Annotated in this window: 16 protein-coding genes; 11 read left to right on the top strand and 5 right to left on the bottom strand. The window is 38.5% G+C overall.

Annotated elements, in window-relative coordinates; translation table 11 throughout:
* Nucleotides 1-5 precede the first annotated feature (5 nt).
* From NNJ73_RS00700 to NNJ73_RS00685, 4 genes are all read left to right on the top strand, one after another.
* Nucleotides 6-764 (top strand): F0F1 ATP synthase subunit A, encoded by a 759-nt coding sequence (locus tag NNJ73_RS00700; protein WP_254493181.1) that lies wholly within the window; start codon nucleotides 6-8, stop codon nucleotides 762-764.
* A gap of 54 nt (nucleotides 765-818) precedes the next feature.
* On the top strand, nucleotides 819-1049 hold the full coding sequence (locus tag NNJ73_RS00695; RefSeq protein ID WP_005773968.1) for a F0F1 ATP synthase subunit C: 231 nt from the start codon (nucleotides 819-821) through the stop codon (nucleotides 1047-1049).
* Between the two features lie 127 nt (nucleotides 1050-1176).
* Nucleotides 1177-1743, top strand: a complete 567-nt coding sequence (locus tag NNJ73_RS00690) for a F0F1 ATP synthase subunit B (RefSeq protein WP_254492266.1) — start codon at nucleotides 1177-1179, stop codon at nucleotides 1741-1743.
* Between the two features lie 11 nt (nucleotides 1744-1754).
* Nucleotides 1755-2249 carry a F0F1 ATP synthase subunit B gene (locus NNJ73_RS00685; protein ID WP_254492265.1) on the top strand — a complete coding sequence of 165 codons (495 nt, stop codon included), beginning with the start codon at nucleotides 1755-1757 and terminating at the stop codon, nucleotides 2247-2249.
* 774 nt (nucleotides 2250-3023) lie between these two features.
* On the opposite strand, the gene glyS is transcribed toward NNJ73_RS00685, so the two are convergent.
* The 4 genes from glyS to NNJ73_RS00665 all read right to left on the bottom strand — a co-directional run bounded on the left by glyS (nucleotide 3024) and on the right by NNJ73_RS00665 (nucleotide 9090).
* Nucleotides 3024-5246, bottom strand: a complete 2223-nt coding sequence (glyS, locus tag NNJ73_RS00680) for a glycine--tRNA ligase subunit beta (RefSeq protein ID WP_254492264.1) — start codon at nucleotides 5244-5246, stop codon at nucleotides 3024-3026.
* Nucleotides 5246-6187: a glycine--tRNA ligase subunit alpha gene (locus NNJ73_RS00675; protein ID WP_254492263.1), complete on the bottom strand. Its 942-nt coding sequence runs from the start codon at nucleotides 6185-6187 to the stop codon at nucleotides 5246-5248. Before NNJ73_RS00675 ends, glyS begins: the two co-directional genes overlap by 1 nt.
* A gap of 97 nt (nucleotides 6188-6284) precedes the next feature.
* Entirely contained in the window at nucleotides 6285-7979 is a 1695-nt protein-coding gene (locus NNJ73_RS00670) for a tetratricopeptide repeat protein (protein WP_254492262.1), read from the bottom strand.
* Nucleotides 7980-8073: 94 nt separating this feature from the next.
* Complete coding sequence (locus NNJ73_RS00665; RefSeq protein ID WP_254492261.1) at nucleotides 8074-9090, bottom strand: polyprenyl synthetase family protein; 1017 nt, start codon at nucleotides 9088-9090, stop codon at nucleotides 8074-8076.
* A gap of 205 nt (nucleotides 9091-9295) precedes the next feature.
* Here NNJ73_RS00665 and NNJ73_RS00660 point away from each other — a divergent pair, with 205 nt between their 5' ends.
* The 7 genes from NNJ73_RS00660 (at nucleotide 9296) to NNJ73_RS00630 (ending at nucleotide 16235) form a co-directional block, all read left to right on the top strand.
* Nucleotides 9296-10084 (top strand): tRNA1(Val) (adenine(37)-N6)-methyltransferase, encoded by a 789-nt coding sequence (locus tag NNJ73_RS00660; RefSeq protein WP_254492260.1) that lies wholly within the window; start codon nucleotides 9296-9298, stop codon nucleotides 10082-10084.
* 190 nt (nucleotides 10085-10274) lie between these two features.
* Entirely contained in the window at nucleotides 10275-11120 is an 846-nt protein-coding gene (locus NNJ73_RS00655; RefSeq protein ID WP_254473000.1) for a S49 family peptidase, read from the top strand.
* A 242-nt stretch (nucleotides 11121-11362) separates the two neighbouring features.
* Nucleotides 11363-12271 carry a 4-(cytidine 5'-diphospho)-2-C-methyl-D-erythritol kinase gene (locus NNJ73_RS00650; protein ID WP_254492259.1) on the top strand — a complete coding sequence of 303 codons (909 nt, stop codon included), beginning with the start codon at nucleotides 11363-11365 and terminating at the stop codon, nucleotides 12269-12271.
* A gap of 247 nt (nucleotides 12272-12518) precedes the next feature.
* Entirely contained in the window at nucleotides 12519-13193 is a 675-nt protein-coding gene (locus NNJ73_RS00645) for a ribonuclease HII (protein WP_371923227.1), read from the top strand.
* Nucleotides 13190-14152, top strand: a complete 963-nt coding sequence (locus NNJ73_RS00640; RefSeq protein ID WP_254492258.1) for an L-threonylcarbamoyladenylate synthase — start codon at nucleotides 13190-13192, stop codon at nucleotides 14150-14152. The genes NNJ73_RS00645 and NNJ73_RS00640 overlap by 4 nt, the downstream gene beginning before the upstream one ends.
* Before the next feature lie 2 nt (nucleotides 14153-14154).
* Nucleotides 14155-15564, top strand: coding sequence for an FAD-binding oxidoreductase (locus NNJ73_RS00635; protein WP_254492257.1), 1410 nt, complete (start codon nucleotides 14155-14157; stop codon nucleotides 15562-15564).
* 143 nt (nucleotides 15565-15707) lie between these two features.
* On the top strand, nucleotides 15708-16235 hold the full coding sequence (locus NNJ73_RS00630) for a DUF6101 family protein (protein ID WP_254492256.1): 528 nt from the start codon (nucleotides 15708-15710) through the stop codon (nucleotides 16233-16235).
* A gap of 914 nt (nucleotides 16236-17149) precedes the next feature.
* Here the strand turns inward: NNJ73_RS00630 and purD are convergent.
* Nucleotides 17150-18424: a phosphoribosylamine--glycine ligase gene (gene purD / locus NNJ73_RS00625; protein ID WP_254492255.1), complete on the bottom strand. Its 1275-nt coding sequence runs from the start codon at nucleotides 18422-18424 to the stop codon at nucleotides 17150-17152.
* Nucleotides 18425-18439: the final 15 nt, after the last annotated feature.

Here is an 18439-nt window from a genome sequence, read left to right as displayed (position 1 = left end):
TTGAAGTGACAGCGCACGCTCCAGATCCTATTCATCAGTTTGAGATTTCACGGCTGATTAAGATTTCCATAGGGAATATGGATTTATCATTTACAAATGTATCATTGTTTACCGTCATTACGGTTGTTATAACTTCTGTTTTTCTCTTTATTTCATCATCAAGCCGTGGATTGGTTCCAACACGGATGCAGTCTCTTTCAGAAATGGCCTATGAGTTTGTAGCGTCGACTCTGCGGGAATCATCTGGTGTGCAGGGAATGCAATTTTTCCCTTTAGTTTTTTCTCTGTTTACTTTTATTTTGGTTGCTAACTTTATCGGTCTCTTCCCCTATTTTTATACGGTGACCTCACAAATCATGATCACGTTTTCGTTGGCAATGGTGGTTATTTTGACGGTGATTGGTTATGGTTTTTATAAGCATGGGGTCAGTTTTTTGAAACTATTTGTTCCCAGTGGGGTTCCTGTCGTCGTTTTGCCACTCGTGACAATGATTGAGATTATTTCTTTTCTCTCCCGCCCCATCAGTCTTTCGCTTCGTCTTTTTGCGAATATGCTTGCTGGTCATATTACGCTCAAAGTGTTTTCAGGGTTTGTTGTTTCAATGATTGGGGTAGGAATCGTAGGTGTTGGTGGTTCGGTTTTACCCCTTATTATGACTGTAGCGATTACGGCTCTTGAGTTTTTGGTTGCATTTCTTCAAGCTTACGTCTTTACAGTTTTAACATGTATGTATCTTAATGATGCAATTCATCCAGGACATTAATAAAATTGGCGGTTTTCCGTCGAATAGTGCAATTTCGCTTTAAAGGAGAATAATATGGAAATGGTGCTTGCAGCAAAATATATTGGCGCTGGTCTTGCTTGCTTTGGTATGGCTGGAACAGCTTTAGGGCTTGGTAATATTTTTGGGAGCTATCTTTCTGGTGCATTACGTAATCCATCAGCCGCAGATAGTCAGTTTGGACGTCTCGTCTTTGGTTTTGCTGTGACAGAAGCTTTGGGTATTTTTTCATTGCTCATTGCTTTATTACTTCTTTTTGGGGTTTAATCATCATAAAAGGGTATGTTTGTTCTCGCTATGAGAAAAGATTTACCCTTTTAGCTCTTAATCAGAAAAATGTTCGTCAATGATCATTGGTTAGAGAGAGCTTAAGCTATTTAAAGGGTGAAAAAAGATGTTTGTTTCCAGCGCTTATGCACAGAACACTGAAACGTCGATAGAACATATCAAGAAAGTGGCAGAGCATGCAAATCGTGTGTTTCCGCCTTTTGATTTTGTTCATTTTAGTTCGCATTTTTTCTGGTTGGCAATTTCTTTCGGACTTTTTTATCTGTTTATCTCTCGTGTGATTGCGCCGCGTATTGGTGGTGTTATTGAAACACGTCGAGATCGAATTGCATCTGATTTAGATCAGGCAATGCGCATGAAGCAGGAAGCAGATACTGTTGTTGAAACTTATGAACGTGAATTAGCAGAAGCGCGTTTGAAAGCGCATACCATAGCACAGGCTGCTGGTGAAGAATTAAAACAAAAGGCGGAGCTTGAACGGAAGGAAATTGAAGAGCGTTTAGAGAAAAAGCTTGCAGAGGCTGAGAAACAGATAGCAAAAATTCGCGATAAAGCGATGCAAAATGTTGGTTCTATCGCTGAAGAAGTCGCCCTTGAAATTGTGAAAAAATTGATTGATGTTGATATCAGCAAAGAGGCTGTTCGTTCAGTTGTTAAAACTGCGGATTATTGAGGAAGACAAAGATGAGTGATACTTTTTGGGCTTTTGTTGGATTAGTTCTTTTTGTGGCTCTTTTAGTCTATTTCGAGATTCCGCAGAAAGTTTTGCATCATCTTGATGCACGTGCGAAGCGTATCAAAGATGAGCTGGATGAGGCTCTACGTCTTCGTGAAGAGGCACAGGAAATATTAGCTGAATATCAACGCAAACACGCGGAAGCAGAAAAAGATGCGCAAGAGATTATTGCAGCGGCAAAGCATGAAGTTGAATCCGTGATTGCTGAGGCTCGTACAAAAGCAGAAGAATATGTAAAAAACCGCAATAAACTGGCAGAGCAAAAAATTGCTCAAGCAGAAGCGGATGCAATACGCATGGTTTCTTCATCAGCTATTGATTTGGCAATTTCTACAGCACGTATCCTTATTGCAAAGGAATTAGATTCTAACAGAGCAGACGAACTTGTTAAAGAAGCTCTTTCGAAAGAATCATTGGGGAAAATGAAAAAGTATCTTAATTAATGGCATTTTAGAGATAAAAAATTGCTTTTTTAGGTGCATAATTTTTTCCATATCAAATTCTTTATCTATTATGTGGTGATGCCAGTCTTGAGTTGGCTGTGCATTGAGTTTGAAGGGCTGTGTTCCCTAGTTTAGGTTCATTTTTTGATTCTCTTCATGAAGATTATAATGAGGTGCGCTATTGTCTTTATGTTTATGAAGCGATAAGCGAGCACTGTTATTATATTATCAGTTAAGATATTGTGACGATTTTTGTATTGAGCAACTGCTTTTATGTTGAGGGGTTTTAGGGGAGAAACATTTCTCAACGTATATTACTCCTTCATTTTACGACGACATCTATGAAAACTAGCGGCCCCGTAAAGTGTATAAATCTACGGAGCATGATCCTCTTTTTATTTTAATAAGAGTGCAAACCAATCGTACCGATATTACTTGAGCAATTCTCCTAATTGTACAATAGTACTTAGCACCGTTCATGAGGAGCACTTTTACTCTTTTCTTCGATATGTTATTCACACACTAACTTAACTTGTGTGTGCACAAAAGAGTGACTCCAATCATTTTAATACGAAAGGAGAAGATTTGTGATGATAAAAATTTACGATATTCAGTGTTATGATTCAGTATGAAGTATCATTGACGATAAAAAGTTCTACTGCTTTTTAAAGTTAGAGTGAATTCCACGGGGAAATTCTTTATAATATTCTAAAATATTCATTAATAAAAAAATTTATCTCTATTATTTTTATCAGTTCATAGGACATTTTAGTTTTAAAGGACAAGTTTTGAGAAGTCTGCAACCGCTTGTGTAATTGTGTGAGTACGTTTGAGAAGAGCTAGGCGGTTCGCACGAACACTAGGGTTTTCATCGTTCACCAATACCTTTTCAAAAAAGAGATCAATCAATTTTCCAAGCGGCGCTAAAATATCGAGTGCAAACGATAAATCTGTTGTATTGATGGGCGCAAGAACTTTTCTTTCTACTTCACAGATTGCATGATAGAGCTGCTTTTCTTCTTTCTCAATAAAAAGCTCAGGAGTAATTTCATTTATTATTGTTGTGCTTTTTTGAAATTCATTTTCAAGAATATTGGCAGTACGCTTTACAGAGGCTACAAAGTGCATTCCATCGTGGGTATTGATAAAAGCGATAAGAGACTCGACATGACGTGCAACCAATAAAAAATCATCAGAATCTTTATTTAAAATGGCTTCAAGAGCATCGTAGCGAGCTCCTTCCTCTTTTAGATGGATTTTTAAACGATCATGAAAAAAGAATAACAGATCTGATAAAATATACTCTGTTTTTTCTGGAAGAAAATTCTGCAATTGTGGATTTTCTTGTTGAGAGCTTTCATATTTATTTTTCTGTTGTACGAAAAGATTCGTTGCCAACTGAAACAGTGGCATAAGATTGATTTTCCAGTCCCGAGAAAGGACAAGCCTAATAATTCCTAAGGCTGCTCGTCTTAATGCATAGGGATCTTTCGAACCCGTTGGTTTTTCATTAATGAGCCAAAAGCCAACCAGCATGTCAATTTTGTCGGCGAGCATAATGGTTATAGCAAGTGGTTCTTGCGGAAGTCGATCTGTTGGTCCTTGAGGTTTATAATGCTCTTCAATTGCGACAGCTACACAAGGATCTTCTCCTTGAAGAAGGGCATATTTTTGCCCCATAATCCCTTGTAGTTCAGGAAATTCTCCGACAATTTCCGTTTGTAAATCAGCTTTTGCAAGAATTGCTGCACGTTTTGCTAAAAGAGGATCTGCGTGTATCAAAGGTGCAATTTTTTGTGCGAGTTTAGCGATGCGTTCTACTCTTGCACCTTGCGTCCCTAATTTGGTGTGAAAAGTTACATTCAAATGATCAAGTCGCGCCATTCTTTGATCGAGAGGTTTCTTTATATCAAGATCAAATTTTTTGACAGAAGATTCCAATTGTTGAATATCGGGCAAATCACGCTGATCTGTTTGCCAAAAATAAAGGGCATCCGAAAGACGGGCACAGACAACCTTACTATTTCCTTTCGAAATTTCTTTGCCTTCATCATTTGCAAGAATATTAGAAACAAGAATAAAATGATGAGAAAGTTTTACTTTTTCTCCTTGTTTACGGGTGACAAAACATTTTTGATTGGCTCGAATGGTCAAGCGAATAATTTCTGGAGGAATATCAAGGAATGATTTGTCAAAATAACCTATAAGGACAACAGGCCATTCAACAAGACCAGCAACTTCTTCTAGGAGAGCGTTGTCTTGAATCAGTTCTAAACCGTTTGCAAAGCAAAGATTTTGGGCATCTGCTAAAATAATATTTTTTCGTCTTTCGGTATCCAGAATGACTTTATGGGCTTCAAGTTGCATCACATAATCATCAAAGCGGCGCACTTGGAATGGCTTTCCGTTACTTAAGAAACGATGACCATAAGTGAGATTGTTACTTTCAAGAGGGCCAATTGTAAACGGAATAACATGCGTTTCACCAATTTCTGGTCCGAAGACGCAAAGAATATTTTGTAAAGGTCGAATCCACTTTAGAGCACCACTTTTTGCGGAATCTTTTCCCCAACGCATAGATTTTGGCCACGGAAAGTTGCGAATAACATCTGGTAAAATATCGGCAATAATTTCTTCTGCTGCCCTACCTTTTTTTACAATTTTAGCAATATAAAAATCACCTTTTTTATCATCATGTCCAATCTGCGCTTCAGAAATATCGTTGAGCCCCGTTGCACGGAGAAAACCATCAATTGCGTGCTGTGGTGATTTTGTACTGGGACCTTTGCGTTCCTCATAGATATCTTTTGAGCGTATAGAAAGCCCACGTATGTCCAATGTTAGTCGACGGGGCGTCCAATATTCACGAGCAACTTTATAGGACAAACCAGCATTCACAAGTTGATCTGTAACAGCTTTTTTAAGATCAGCAGCAGCTTTTCGTTGCATACGTGCAGGGATTTCTTCACTGAAAAGTTCAAGAAGAAGATCAGACATTAGGCTTCTCCAGTATATATTTGTCCAGCTTCTGTGAGTAAGAAAGCTTCCCCACAACGGCGTGCGAGATCACGAACGCGAAGAATATAATTTTGTCGTTCAGTTACAGAAATAACGCCACGTGCTTGTAAAAGATTAAAAATATGGCTCGCTTTAATACATTGATCATAGGCAGGAAAAACACAGCGATGGAATGCATTTTCTTTATTGGGTTTTCCTGCATTAAGAAGTGCATTGCATTCGCGTTCGGCATCGATAAAATGTTGGTGGAGCAGTTTCGTATCAGCAAATTCGAAATTATAGTATGAATACTCCTGTTCTGCCTGTAGAAAAATATCTCTATAACTTATTTTATTTTCTTTCTCCAAACCATTAAAGTTAAGATCATAGACGTTATCAACCCCTTGGATATACATCGCTAGACGCTCAAGACCATATGTGAGCTCTCCTGAAACTGGGGCGCATTCAATGCCGCAAACTTGTTGAAAATAAGTAAATTGAGAGATTTCCATCCCATCGCACCAACATTCCCATCCGAGTCCCCAAGCGCCAAGGGTTGGGCTTTCCCAGTCATCTTCAACAAAACGAATATCATGCAGTTTTGTATCAAGCCCGATAGCTTGTAGCGACTTTATATAAAGTTCTTGTAGATTGAGCGGAGAGGGTTTGAGAAGCACTTGGAATTGATAATAATGTTGTAAACGATTTGGATTCTTACCATATCGGCCATCTGTTGGACGCCGAGAGGGTTGGACATAAGCAACTTTCCAAGGCCGTGGACCTAAAGAGCGTAGCGTTGTTGCTGGATGAAAAGTTCCAGCTCCGACTTCCATATCGTAAGGTTGCAAAATCGCACATCCATAGTGGGCCCAATAATTTTGCAAAGTTAAGATGAGTCCCTGAAAAGAACGTTTGGGGTTAAGATGCTCAGGCAGTTTCACGCTTTATACTCTTTAAATATTGAATGACATAGAGAGCACCTAAAGAAATTTTAGTCTCTCTGTTTATTATTTTATGTGGTTTACGGTTAAGCATTGTTTATTGCAAACCAAATTTCAATTTTTCTTGAATTTGTTTAGAATTTTCTGGTTTTCCGTCAATTGCGTGATTCCATTGAAATATTGCTTCACGTTTACGTCCAACTTTCCAATAGGCATCTCCTAAATGATCATTCAGCGTTGGGTCCTCAGGTTGTAATCTGACAGCATTTTCCAATATTTGGACTGCTTTGTTGTATTCTTTTAGTTTATAATAAGCCCATCCTAAAGAATCGAGAATATGACTGTTGTGCGCTTGCAAAGCAGAAGCTTTTTGTAGCATATGGAGTGATTCTTCAAGCTTCTCGCCTCGTTCTACAAGGGAATAGGCTAAATAATTCAGAACTTGCGGCTGGTTTGGGAAAAATTCAAGGGCTTTTCGCAAGTCAATTTCTGCTCTTGGCCACTGTTTTAGACGTTCAAAAGCAATACCACGCTGATAAAAAAGTTTCCAATCGTCCTGCTGAAAGTTTTTTATCTGAGCAATCGCATAGTCTAGAGTTTTAGTAGCTTCAAGAAATTTATGATCCTGCATATAAAAAGCAACGAGCGTTATCAAAATGTTACGATCATTGGGAAATTTTTTATTTAACAACGTCAGTAGTTTTATTGCTTCTTTGTAATTGTTGTTATTGGCAAGAAGGAATGCAAGATGGATTTGTCCATCTTTATAATAAGGAGATTTAGGAGATAAAGCGCGATAAAGTTTAATGGCTTGATGAAGATCATCCAGTTTAGCAGAAATATGTGCGAGTTGAAACAGTGTTGCGTCATTTTGAGGATATAAGGCGAAAGATAATTGTTTAAAAATACGTGCAATACGTCCTGAGTTTTTATGGTTGAGAGCTGTTCCAAAATTATACAACACTTCGGCTGCTCCTTGTTGAGGTGTTTTAATCAACCTTTCTAAGAAAGTATTTTTTTCAATTTTTTCTCGAAAGTTTTGGAAAACTTCTCGAGCTGACAACATTTGTTCGCCATGCTGGATTGTCTGAAGAGCTTGGTTACGCATATTATGGCGCAATTGGAATGAAGCATAGGCTATAATAATACGTTCATAGGTATTAGGAGCGATAAGAGTGCCCTGTTTGTTATTCAGTGCTTTAATGAAATATTTTTTTGCATCCTGTGGTCGTTCTGCAAGGTCGCTCATAAGTGCTAGATGATAAGATATAAAAAGCTCATACCAGACAGGACCTTTGAGCTTCTTAAGATCAGCAATTGCTTGAGATTTTTGCCCAGATCCAAATGTAATCCAAGCACCGATGAGTTCAGGTATTGGGTTATTGGCTGTGGGAGGTTCTTTTAATTGTAGAAGAAGCTTGGCATTCTTATAGTCTTTTTTAATGAGACTTTCTATTGACAACGTTAAGGAAACAAAGGGAGTTATAACATCTTGCTCTTTGAGTTTTTTAGCTTGTTGCACAGCTTCTTTAAAGTCTCCGACTGAGAGCATAGCTTCAAGGAGCTCTTTTTGTGTTTCAATGTTATCAGGTTGATAAACGAGTGCCTGTTTAAAATAATTGATCGCAAGATCTGTTTTATTTTCATGATTTGCAACCCTTCCAGCTAAATAAGCACCTGTAAATGAACTTGTATGAGTCACCGTGCTTATTTTACTGTAGGTAGGGGATGGCATCAGCATGATACCCACGATAAAGAAGGTAAAAAGTCGGGATACCGTTGCAGAGCACATGGAGCTAATCCTTTTTAAGATAATCAATCGATTGTGTCGTTTATAAATCATATCTCATTACTTTTTTAAGAAATACTGCGATTCTTGCAAAGAATCAGTTTACGCGGGCAATGCAAAACTCAATAGTTTCAACGAGAGCATTGTAAGCAAGATTTTCATGCATGGGAATAAGAGCATCAATTGCTTGTTTTCCATAGATGCGTGCTTGTTCTATGGTATCTGTGATACTATTATACTTCTCCATTAAGTGTTGCGCGTGTGCGAAGGCTTCATTACTATTGTTACCATCTTCAAGTGCTTCTTTCCAGAAAGCTTTTTCACCCATATTCCCACGCTCATATGCGAGAATCACAGGCATTGTGATCTTTCCTTCCCTAAAATCGTCCCCTATATTTTTTCCTAAGTTTTGAGCATTACCACTATAGTCAAGCGCATCATCAATCAATTGGAAAGCCAATCCTAAAGATGTTCCATAGTCACGTAATGCAGAACGCTCTTTATTTCCATAACCAGCAACAATGGGGCCTACTTCAGCAGCTGCCGAAAAAAGTGCCGCTGTTTTTGCATTGATGATTTTCAGATAGTCTGCAGGGCTGGTTTTGATATTTTTTGCGGCAGAAAGTTGCATAACTTCTCCTTCAGCAATAATTGCAGCAGCGTTTGCTAAGACAGAGAGCGCTTCTATAGAGCCAACATCAACCATCATTTTAAAAGCTTGTCCTAATAGGAAGTCTCCAACAAGAACACTTGCTTGATTTCCCCAAATCATTCGTGCTGTAGATTTTCCGCGTCGTAAATCACTTTCATCAATCACATCATCGTGTAACAAAGTCGCTGTATGCATAAACTCAACGGCTGTTGCAAGTCTTATATGCCCGTCATGTTGATAGCCGAACATATGAGCAGCAGCTAATGTGATCATTGGACGTAATCGCTTTCCACCTGATGAAATAAGATGGTTAGAAATTTCAGGGATCATCTCAACTTCTGATGTTGCCATAGAGAGAATAAATTGATTGACGCGCTCCATATCTTGTTGTGTAAGGCGAATGAGAGATTGAAGAGAAATTTGATTATTTCTTATTTGTTCTTGTTTGATAACGGCACTCAATATGTTGACTCCTAGAGTGTTGCAATGGACATATATAAATTTTATTTATTCGCTAGCATAAAGGGGGTTTTGTTTTGACTCAAGCTTTTGATGGCGCTTTGAAGTGTAAGCTTGGAATGATATGGGTAAGAAATGTTTTTTAACGCGTGTAATGTTGTTCTAAGGACCAAAGGGTTGTTGATAAAGGTGAACATTAGGCTTTTAAATGGATAAAACAACGAATCAGAGTGATGAAACAATAGACAGTTTTCATCGCGGGAAATTTTATTTGGTTCAACCCCATAAACATGGTCATCGTTCTGGAATGGATGCTATGTTATTAGCCAGTTTGGTTCCCACTGATTTAAAGGGCAAGGTTGTTGATTTAGGGGCGGGGGCTGGAGCAGCAGGGTTGGCTGTTGCTTCGCGTTGTCCGCAAGTTCATATTACATTAGTTGAGCGCTCATCTTTTATGGCATCTTATGCACAAAAAACACTTACGCTAAAGCAAAATGAAAAATTTTCTGAGCGAGTTTGTTTGTTAAAAGCAGATGTGACCCTCACAGGGAGTGCTCGTATAAAAGCAGGTTTGATAGATAATAGCTTTGATTTTGCCATTATGAATCCGCCTTTTAATAATCCTATGGATCGCAAGACACCTGATAAACAAAAATCTGAAGCACATGTTATGCCTGAAGCGATGTTTGATAACTGGCTACGCAGTGCAGCAGCTATCGTTAAGCCAGGTGGATATTTAGGGCTCATTGCGCGTCCACAATCACTAACGGATATCTTGCATGCTTTAGAAGGTCGCTTTGGTGGTATCTGTATCATTCCCATTCATGCGCGTGCATCAACTCCGGCAATTCGTCTTTTATTTTATGCAAAACGAGGGAGCAGAGCAGCTTTATCGATTTTACCAGCGTTGGTTATACATGAAGATGAAGGGCATGCTTTTTCATCACGGGTTGATGCAATCAATAATGGATGTATAAGTTTGTGGGAACTTTTGTAATGGTCTCTTGTGTTTTTCAGTTTATTATTTAAAGTCTAAACTTTATTATTAAGGAGACTTAACCTTTGGGTGAAATTATATTTCTAGTTGTCATGTGGGGATTGATTGGCGCTTTTGGATGGTATTACGTTCTTCCTTTTTTGTGTCCTTGCCTATTTAATTGTTCTTAAATTAAGGAGATTTTGTTTTGATGGATATTTTAAAAAATCTTATTCCACGCCGTTTTTCTTCCAATAAATTTGAAGTTCCTGTTGTTCGCCTTAAAGGGGCAATTATGGATTCATCGTCTATATCTCGTACGCTTTCTCTCAGTAGATGTGCCAATCTTTTAGAAAAAGCTTTTGCGTACAAAAAAGCACCAGCTGTTGCAATTGTTATTAATTCTCCTGGTGGCTCTCCAGTGCAATCACGTTTTATTTTCAAGCGTATCCGCGATTTAGCAGAAGAAAACAATAAAAAAGTTCTTGTGTTTATTGAAGATATCGCAGCATCTGGTGGTTATATGATTGCTTGTGCGGGAGATGAAATTTTTGCAGATCCTTCTTCGATTGTTGGTTCCATTGGGGTGGTTTCAGCTTCCTTTGGTTTTCCGGAACTTTTGAAGAAAATTGGTGTGGAACGTCGCGTTTACACAGCAGGAAAAAACAAAGTTACATTAGATCCATTTCAGCCAGAAAAAAAAGCTGATATTGAGCATTTGAAATCTCTCCAACTTGAAGTTCATCAAACTTTTATTGATTTGGTGAAAGAACGGCGTGCAGCGAAGTTATCAAGTGATCCAGATATTTTTACAGGAATGTTTTGGAGTGGAAAAAAAGGCGTGGAACTTGGTCTGGTTGACGGGTTGAATGATGTGCGTTCTGTTATTAAGGAACGCTTTGGTAATGATGCAAAAATTCGACTTATTACGCCTCCAAAAAGTTTTTTAGGACTTAAAACGCCCTCAGGAGTGACTGCTCATGCAGTTTATACGGTCGTTGACAGTGCTTTGATGGCCGCAGAAGAGCGGGCACTTTGGCAGCGTTATGGTTTGTGATAAAAAGGAACATTCAAGCGAAAGGGATTTTTATCTAAAAAACAGATGTTAGAAGAAAAAAGGCTTGAAATGATACGAATGAGAACATGTCGTTTGTTTTGTATGAGAGTTCTTCATAATATTTATTGTTTGTTTAGAAAAAAATTAAGAATATTTAGAACGGTTTATAGGGCTAATGGTAAAAGTGTGAATAAAAGGGGGATAGTTGTAAAAGAACCCTATAAAAGTGAATATTACGTCATATGACATCGGATGTACAAGTTTCATTCCAAAGACATTCTTATGTGTTTACACCCATTAAATTGAATTTAGCTCTGCATGTTGTCGGGCAACGTGCTGATGGTTATCATTTAATAGAAAGTTTGGTTTATTTTAGTCTTAGCGGTGATTATCTACACTATGCACCTTGTGAAAGTGATCAGTTTATTTTAACGGGACCGTTTGCAAAAGAGCTTGTGTTTCATTTAGACAATTTGGTTATTCGCGCACAGAACTTTATGCGTAAGACTTTCCCTGAAAGAGCTCAACCTGCTTTTTTTCGCCTTGTAAAAACACTCCCGATTGCTTCAGGTATTGGTGGTGGCTCAGGTGATGCTGCAGGGGTTATCAGCATATTGCGTCAACAATGGAATCTGGATTGCTCTTGTGAAAAATTAGCAAAAATGAGTTTAGTTCTTGGTGCTGATGTTCCTATGTGCCTTTTTGCATTGGAATATCAGCAGCCACTTTTAGTTAAAGGGATTGGCCAAGAGATTATACGACTAAAGGACGCTTGTTCTCTTGCGATAGTATTGGTTAATCATGGACAAGAGATTTCAACACAAGCTGTTTTTAAAGCGTTAGACAAGCGCCATCATTCTTCTTTAAAAATTGATCCAGTCGCTTTAAAGAGCGTTGATTCATTGGTTGAAACTTTACAAGAAACGCGTAATGATCTTTTTGCACCTGCTTTAAAAATGGCACCTCAATTAACACAAGTGTTATCTATATTAGATGAATGTGGCTCTCTTTTTTCTCGTATGTCTGGAACGGGAGCAACTTGTTTTGGCATTTTTAAAGATCAGCAAGCTGCTCAACAGGCAGCTCTTTTTATCAAATCAACGCACCCAAATTGGTTTGTAAAACCGATCATGACTTTGGGAACAATTTGAGAAATAAAAACTTCTATTTTGCCCTAATTCTATTATACATAATGAAGAGAGGATTAAAAAAATCTATTTTTTGTTTTTGGGATAAAATAAATACATACTAGAATAAGCTTTTAGAAGAGAAAATGGACGGTAGGATATTCTTTCATTTCACATTTTATTTCTATCTTTTGTGCAAGAATTCATGCAATGTTTGAAGAGCTATTTAAAACTGTAATGCTTTCAAAAAATAAGCAGGTTGCAGAAATAGATGGGTGTTTGTTGTATTTGTGATTTATCAAAGATGTTTAATTTGCCGCTTCAGCCAAATTTTTCGTGCGAATTGGATTTGCAAAACCAAGGTTTTTTGCATATAGCAGGGGTTGATGAAGTAGGACGGGGACCTCTTGCTGGGCCTGTGGTAACAGCGGCAGTCATCTTGGATAAAAATCATATTCCTGAAGGGTTAAATGATTCAAAAAAGCTTTCCTTTCTTCAACGCAGTAAACTTTATCATGAAATTTTGCAAAGTGCCTTAGCGGTTTCAGTCGCTAGTCTTTGCGCCCGTACAATTGATCAGTCTAATATTAGAAAAGCAACTTTGGAAGCAATGCGTCGCTGTATTACAGGATTAGCTGTTCCAGTTCATTATATCCTTGTTGATGGACGTGATATTCCCTCTCAGCTGCCCTGTCCCGCAACGGCATTAATTAAGGGTGATCAGCGTTCGGTTTCAATTGCAGCCGCATCTATTATTGCGAAAGTAACGCGTGATCGGATGATGGAATGTGCTGGACAAGTTTATAAAGGGTATGGTTTTGAGAAGCATGTAGGGTATGCAACACTAGCCCATCGTACAGCTCTTGATAAAAAGGGTCCAATTGTAGGATTACATCGTTATAGTTTTGCGCCACTCAAAGAGCGTTATAGGAATGATGTGTCATGACGATTCGACCACTTAATAGCGTTTCGATAAAAGAAGCAATAGTGCTCCTTGAACAAGGAAAGTTAGTAGCGGTACCAACGGAAACTGTTTATGGATTAGCGGGCGATGCAACCAATGGAAGGGCACTCTCTTCTATTTTTTCTACAAAAAAGCGTCCGCAATTTAACCCTCTTATTGCGCATGTCAACGGTATCGAAATGGCGGAGCGCTATGTTGAAATTGATTTTCTTTCACGCCAACTCATGGAAGCCTTTTGGCCCGGACCTTTGACATTGGTTTTACCCTTAAAAGCACAACATGATATCCATCCTTTAACGACTGCCGGTTTGAATACATTAGCTATTCGTTTTCCAGACAGTCGTTTTGCGGAAATTGTACAATATTTTGGCCGTCCACTTGCGGCTCCTAGTGCGAATCAATCGGGGCGTCTTAGTCCTACTTCGGCTGAGGCTGTTTTTGCATCTTTGGGAGAATCTGTTCCTTTGATATTGGATGGAGGACCAACTAGAATAGGGCTTGAATCAACAATTATTAAGATTTGTGGTGAAAATATTTATCTTTTGCGTCCAGGGGGGCTTGCAGCTGATAAAATTGAAGAAGTTGTAGGAAAGTCGCTAAAGCGGATAGATCAAAGGGCGGCGATTGAAGCTCCAGGGATGTTAAAGTCACATTATGCTCCCGATGCTGTGATTCGTTTGAATGTAGAAAAGGTAGAAAATGGTGAAGCGCTTTTAGCATTTGGTTCAAAGCGCGTTATGGGGGCTGAAAATGCCGTTTTTAGTTTAAACCTTAGCGAGGAAGGAAAGTTGGAAGAGGCAGCTTCTCATTTATTTCAATACATGAAGGAATTGGATTCATTGAAAGTGAGATGTATTGCCGTAGAACCTATTCCATCATATGGATTAGGGGAGGCTATCAATGATCGTCTTATACGGGCTGCAGCTCCAAGGGAGAAATGAATATGGAGCAAGAATTAATTGAGAGGTTTAGAGAAATTGTTGGAGCCAAGCATGCTATAACAGAGCAGGCGTTGATTGCACCGTATTTGCTTGAAGAGCGAGGACTTTTTCATGGAAAAACATCCTTACTTTTACGTCCATCTTCATCGCAAGAAATCTCATTGATTATGCAGTTAGCGAGCAAAACACGCACACCAATCGTGCCACAGGGTGGCAATACAGGACTCGTAGGGGGGCAACAACCAGATGAAAGAGGAGAGAGCATTCTTTTATCTATGGAGCGGTTAAATAAGATGAGAGAGATAAATCTTGAGGGGAATTTTGTTGTTGTAGAAGCTGGTGTTATTTTACAGGATTTACAAAAAAAAGTAGATGAATCAGGTCGTTTTTTTCCTCTTTCTTTGGCTTCTGAAGGTTCTTGCCAAATAGGGGGAAATCTTTCATCGAATGCTGGAGGGACGGCTGTTTTAGCCTATGGCAATATGCGTGATCTTTGCCTTGGTTTAGAAGTTGTTTTACCGGATGGTCGTCTTTTGAATGATTTGCGCTTTGTTAAAAAAGACAATAGCGGGTATGATTTGAAAAATCTTTTTATTGGTGCGGAAGGTACATTAGGCGTTATAACCGCAGCCGTTTTGAAGATTTTTCCAAAAATAAAAGCAAAAGCAATGGCTTTGGTAGGATTACATAGCCCAGAAAAGGCTCTTGAGTTTTTATCTTTGGCTCAAGAATATGGAGGAGGGATGGTAACGGGTTTTGAGCTCATGGGAAATCTCAGTTTTCAAATGGCTTTAGATTATAAGATGTGTGTGACGTCTCCTTTTGAGCAGAAACATGGATGGTATGTATTAATGAACATTTCATCGTTGCAAGGCAATGCTGAAGCATTATCCGTGTTGAGTATTATTTTAGAAAAAGCCTTAAAGAAGGCGGTGATAGAAGATGCAATTGTTGCGCAATCTTTAAAACAGCAAGATTTTTTCTGGCAATTGCGCGAAGCTATATCACCAGCACAGAAGTTAGCGGGAGGATCGATTAAGCACGATATTGCAGTACCACTTGCTTCCATTCCTGATTTTATTGCTAAGGCAGCACTTATTGTTGAAGATATCGCTCCAGGGGCAAGGGTGGTTTGTTTTGGACATATGGGAGATGGAAATTTGCATTATAATGTTACACAACCGATAGGCGCTGATACGGCAGCATTCTTGCAGTTATGGTCAAAAATGAACCATCGCATTCATAGGTTAGTGATGGACTATCAAGGTGCATTTTCTGCTGAGCATGGAATTGGTCAGCTTAAGCGCGAAGAACTTCGTTCTTTTAAATCGCCTGTCGCATTGGATATTATGCGAGGAATAAAGAAAACACTCGATCCTTTAGGGATCATGAATCCTGGAAAAGTATTATAATTCAAGAATGCTGATCTATATTTTTGTTTAGGTTTTAATAACCAAAAAAGAAACAAGTTGTTTTTTATTCAAACTTTTAATAATCCAATGAGGAAAAGTTGCTAAAAGGTGTATGTTATTTAAGATAAATTGGGACACTGTATATGGCTAATCAATGCTTTAATCAGGCAAAAGCGGTGCTTGAATTTCGGTTGGATCCGTGCCATTTGCCACAAACGACGACATATTTTTCATCCAAAACGGGTAATAAGGTCATTTGTTCATTAAATGAGCGCGGTGTTTTTTTTAAAACAGATAAACCTTCAAGCGTATCGCATTTAGTGCCCCCTTATCATTTCAAAGGAATTGCAGCACGTACTGTAAAAACACGTTCAGGAGAAAGAGCTGTTGCATTAGAGCTACTTCATGTAGATGAAGAATCTTGTATTCCACTTTTGGTTTCCAGAGATTTGAATAATGTTCTTCTGGATTGGCGATTATGGGCGGATACTTATGGCCTTCCCATGCTTATGATTAATGAAGATAATCGCATTGTGGTTGTAAAAGATCGTTCTGATTTACATCGATTTTTTTGTACAACGCCGTATTCTAAACAAAAGCGTTTTTTACTTCGTTATAGCAATCCGTTAGGTTTGCGTTTGGTGATTGCGAATAGAATTGCACTTCAGTAACATTCATGTGCATTCATTTTTATGCGACCATAAGCATCGATCTTATTGGGATGTAAATGCGGTTCTTTAGCGCCGTGATATAAGGCATGCGAGCTGCACACATGCGGTGTTTTTAGCGGATGAGGTGAATATTCTTCAATTTGTTTATCGAGCCTTACACCAGTAAAGCACATAAGTGGGCAGACAAGGGGAACCAACTCAATAAGAAATCTGACTGTTTAGAGATCGATTCTGGCAGGAGTTTTCGTTTTTTAAGGCAAAGAGGAAGCCAAGAATTGTAAATAAGAGTTTTTTTGACAATACATATTGGTAGCAGGAATCAATTATATTCAATGTTTTTTGTTGATGATGTAATTTTTGGTTTTGCTATATCGTTAAAGTACACGCAGATTATTGAGAGTGTCTTTTTACTTTCTTTTTTATAAAGCAAGTTATTAATTTATAAAATAATGATCATTTTGTCATAGTGAATGAGAGTGACAAATATAATATTCGCATTTCATTTTTTCTTCTAATCAAAATCATTGTCTTGCACGTCACCAGGAAGGCATGCTCATGTGGATGAATGCTATTAAAAAAGAGCAAAAACTCTTTGATAAATTTTCTAGATAACAAAGGTTATGGTAAGATTGATGTTTGATACAACGATGGTATCGGTTTTTGCCTTTATTCAATAAAGATGGTGGAATCGATTTATACTCTCCACGGTTAATATTGTGAAATGGGGCAAAGAGCGTGAGGAATATTGCTTTATGCGTGGATAACATGAAGTGCGTTCTTTTTAGGTATTTTATTTTTTAAAGGAAAATACACTTGTTTTTTCCAAAATTAGGACCAACGCACAACAATAAGAAAATTCGCGTGTCATGCTGTTAGGTGAAAGAATAAAATCGTCAAAAAGAATACCAAAAGATTTAGTTTTCTCGCGCAATGGCGCGCCATCCGATATCACGACGAAAAAAGCCTTCTGGCCAATCAATACAGTCAACCGCTTTATAAGCACGTTTTTGTGCGTTTGTAATGGTTTTTCCTGTTGCTGTTATATTGAGAACACGTCCACCATTTGCAATAAGTTCTCCATTGCGCAATACGGTACCAGCATGAAAAACTTTCACATCGGGAAGTTTGTTTACTTTATCAACGTTACGGATAACAGTCCCTTTTTGGGGAGAGCCTGGATAACCATTCGCAGCCATAACAACGGTGAGAGCAGCTTTTTCAGACCACTGAAGAGGTTTATTTTCAAGATTTCCTTGAGCTGCAGCAAGAAAAATCGGCAGAATATCGTCTTTGAGGCGCATCATTAAAACTTGACATTCAGGATCACCGAATCGTACGTTAAATTCAATGAGTTCGGGGCCTTTTTGCGTTATCATCAATCCAACGAAGAGAATGCCTTTAAAGGGGGCGCCCATTTCATGCATGCTTTTTAAAGCAGGTTCAACAATTTCTTTGAGGGTACGATTCACCATTTCTTCGGTCATGATGGGCGCTGGTGAATAAGCCCCCATACCACCGGTATTTGCTCCAGTATCCCCATCACCCACACGTTTATGATCTTGAGCAGATCCAAAGGGAAGGGCAATTTTACCATCACAAAGACAAAAGAAACTTGCTTCTTCACCTTCAAGAAAAGCTTCGATAACAATTTTGTTTCCTGCATCGCAGGAGGCATTTTTGAAGCAGACATCAACGGCGTTCAGTGCTTCTTCTATTGTTGTTGCAACCACGACACCTTTGCCAGCTGCTAAGCCATCCGCTTTAATGACAATGGGAACACTTTGTTGATGAATGTAAGCTTTGGCTTTAGCCGCATCATTAAAGCACTGGTAACTTCCTGTAGGAATGTTATTCTTACGACATAGATCTTTTGTAAAAGCTTTTGAACCTTCTAGTTGAGCAGCTTTTTGAGTGGGACCAAATACACAGATGTTGGCGCTATTAAGAGAGTCAGTTATACCTGCAACCAATGGTGCTTCTGGTCCTACAATCACAAGATCAATAGAATGTGCTTTACAAAAATCAATAACAAGGGGGTGGTTATCAATGTCTAAATTAATATTTTCACCAAATTCTGTTGTTGCAGAATTTCCAGGAGCACAATATAATTTTTTGAGTAGTGGTGATGCTGCTATTTTCCATGCTAAAGCATGTTCTCGTCCACCTGAGCCAATAAGAAGAATATTCATTGCTTGCTCCTCTCA

This window comes from Bartonella sp. B1099, from assembly GCF_944801835.1.
In the GTDB taxonomy this organism is placed as follows: domain Bacteria; phylum Pseudomonadota; class Alphaproteobacteria; order Rhizobiales; family Rhizobiaceae; genus Bartonella.
The sequence above is the reverse complement of the archived record's forward strand: the minus strand, read 5'-3'. Positions and strand labels throughout refer to the sequence as shown.

What these genes read in the sequence shown, in the direction of transcription:
- NNJ73_RS00690 (WP_254492266.1), top strand. Translation starts at nt 1,177, where the DNA reads ATGTTTGTTTCCAGCGCTTATGCACAGAACACTGAAACGTCGATAGAA.
- NNJ73_RS00645 (WP_371923227.1), top strand. Translation starts at nt 12,519, where the DNA reads ATGGGTGTTTGTTGTATTTGTGATTTATCAAAGATGTTTAATTTGCCG.
- purD (WP_254492255.1), bottom strand. Translation starts at nt 18,424, where the DNA reads ATGAATATTCTTCTTATTGGCTCAGGTGGACGAGAACATGCTTTAGCA.
- glyS (WP_254492264.1), bottom strand. Translation starts at nt 5,246, where the DNA reads ATGTCTGATCTTCTTCTTGAACTTTTCAGTGAAGAAATCCCTGCACGT.
- NNJ73_RS00695 (WP_005773968.1), top strand. Translation starts at nt 819, where the DNA reads ATGGAAATGGTGCTTGCAGCAAAATATATTGGCGCTGGTCTTGCTTGC.
- NNJ73_RS00635 (WP_254492257.1), top strand. Translation starts at nt 14,155, where the DNA reads ATGGAGCAAGAATTAATTGAGAGGTTTAGAGAAATTGTTGGAGCCAAG.
- NNJ73_RS00630 (WP_254492256.1), top strand. Translation starts at nt 15,708, where the DNA reads ATGGCTAATCAATGCTTTAATCAGGCAAAAGCGGTGCTTGAATTTCGG.
- NNJ73_RS00670 (WP_254492262.1), bottom strand. Translation starts at nt 7,979, where the DNA reads ATGTGCTCTGCAACGGTATCCCGACTTTTTACCTTCTTTATCGTGGGT.
- NNJ73_RS00650 (WP_254492259.1), top strand. Translation starts at nt 11,363, where the DNA reads ATGACATCGGATGTACAAGTTTCATTCCAAAGACATTCTTATGTGTTT.
- NNJ73_RS00685 (WP_254492265.1), top strand. Translation starts at nt 1,755, where the DNA reads ATGAGTGATACTTTTTGGGCTTTTGTTGGATTAGTTCTTTTTGTGGCT.
- NNJ73_RS00660 (WP_254492260.1), top strand. Translation starts at nt 9,296, where the DNA reads ATGGATAAAACAACGAATCAGAGTGATGAAACAATAGACAGTTTTCAT.
- NNJ73_RS00655 (WP_254473000.1), top strand. Translation starts at nt 10,275, where the DNA reads ATGGATATTTTAAAAAATCTTATTCCACGCCGTTTTTCTTCCAATAAA.
- NNJ73_RS00640 (WP_254492258.1), top strand. Translation starts at nt 13,190, where the DNA reads ATGACGATTCGACCACTTAATAGCGTTTCGATAAAAGAAGCAATAGTG.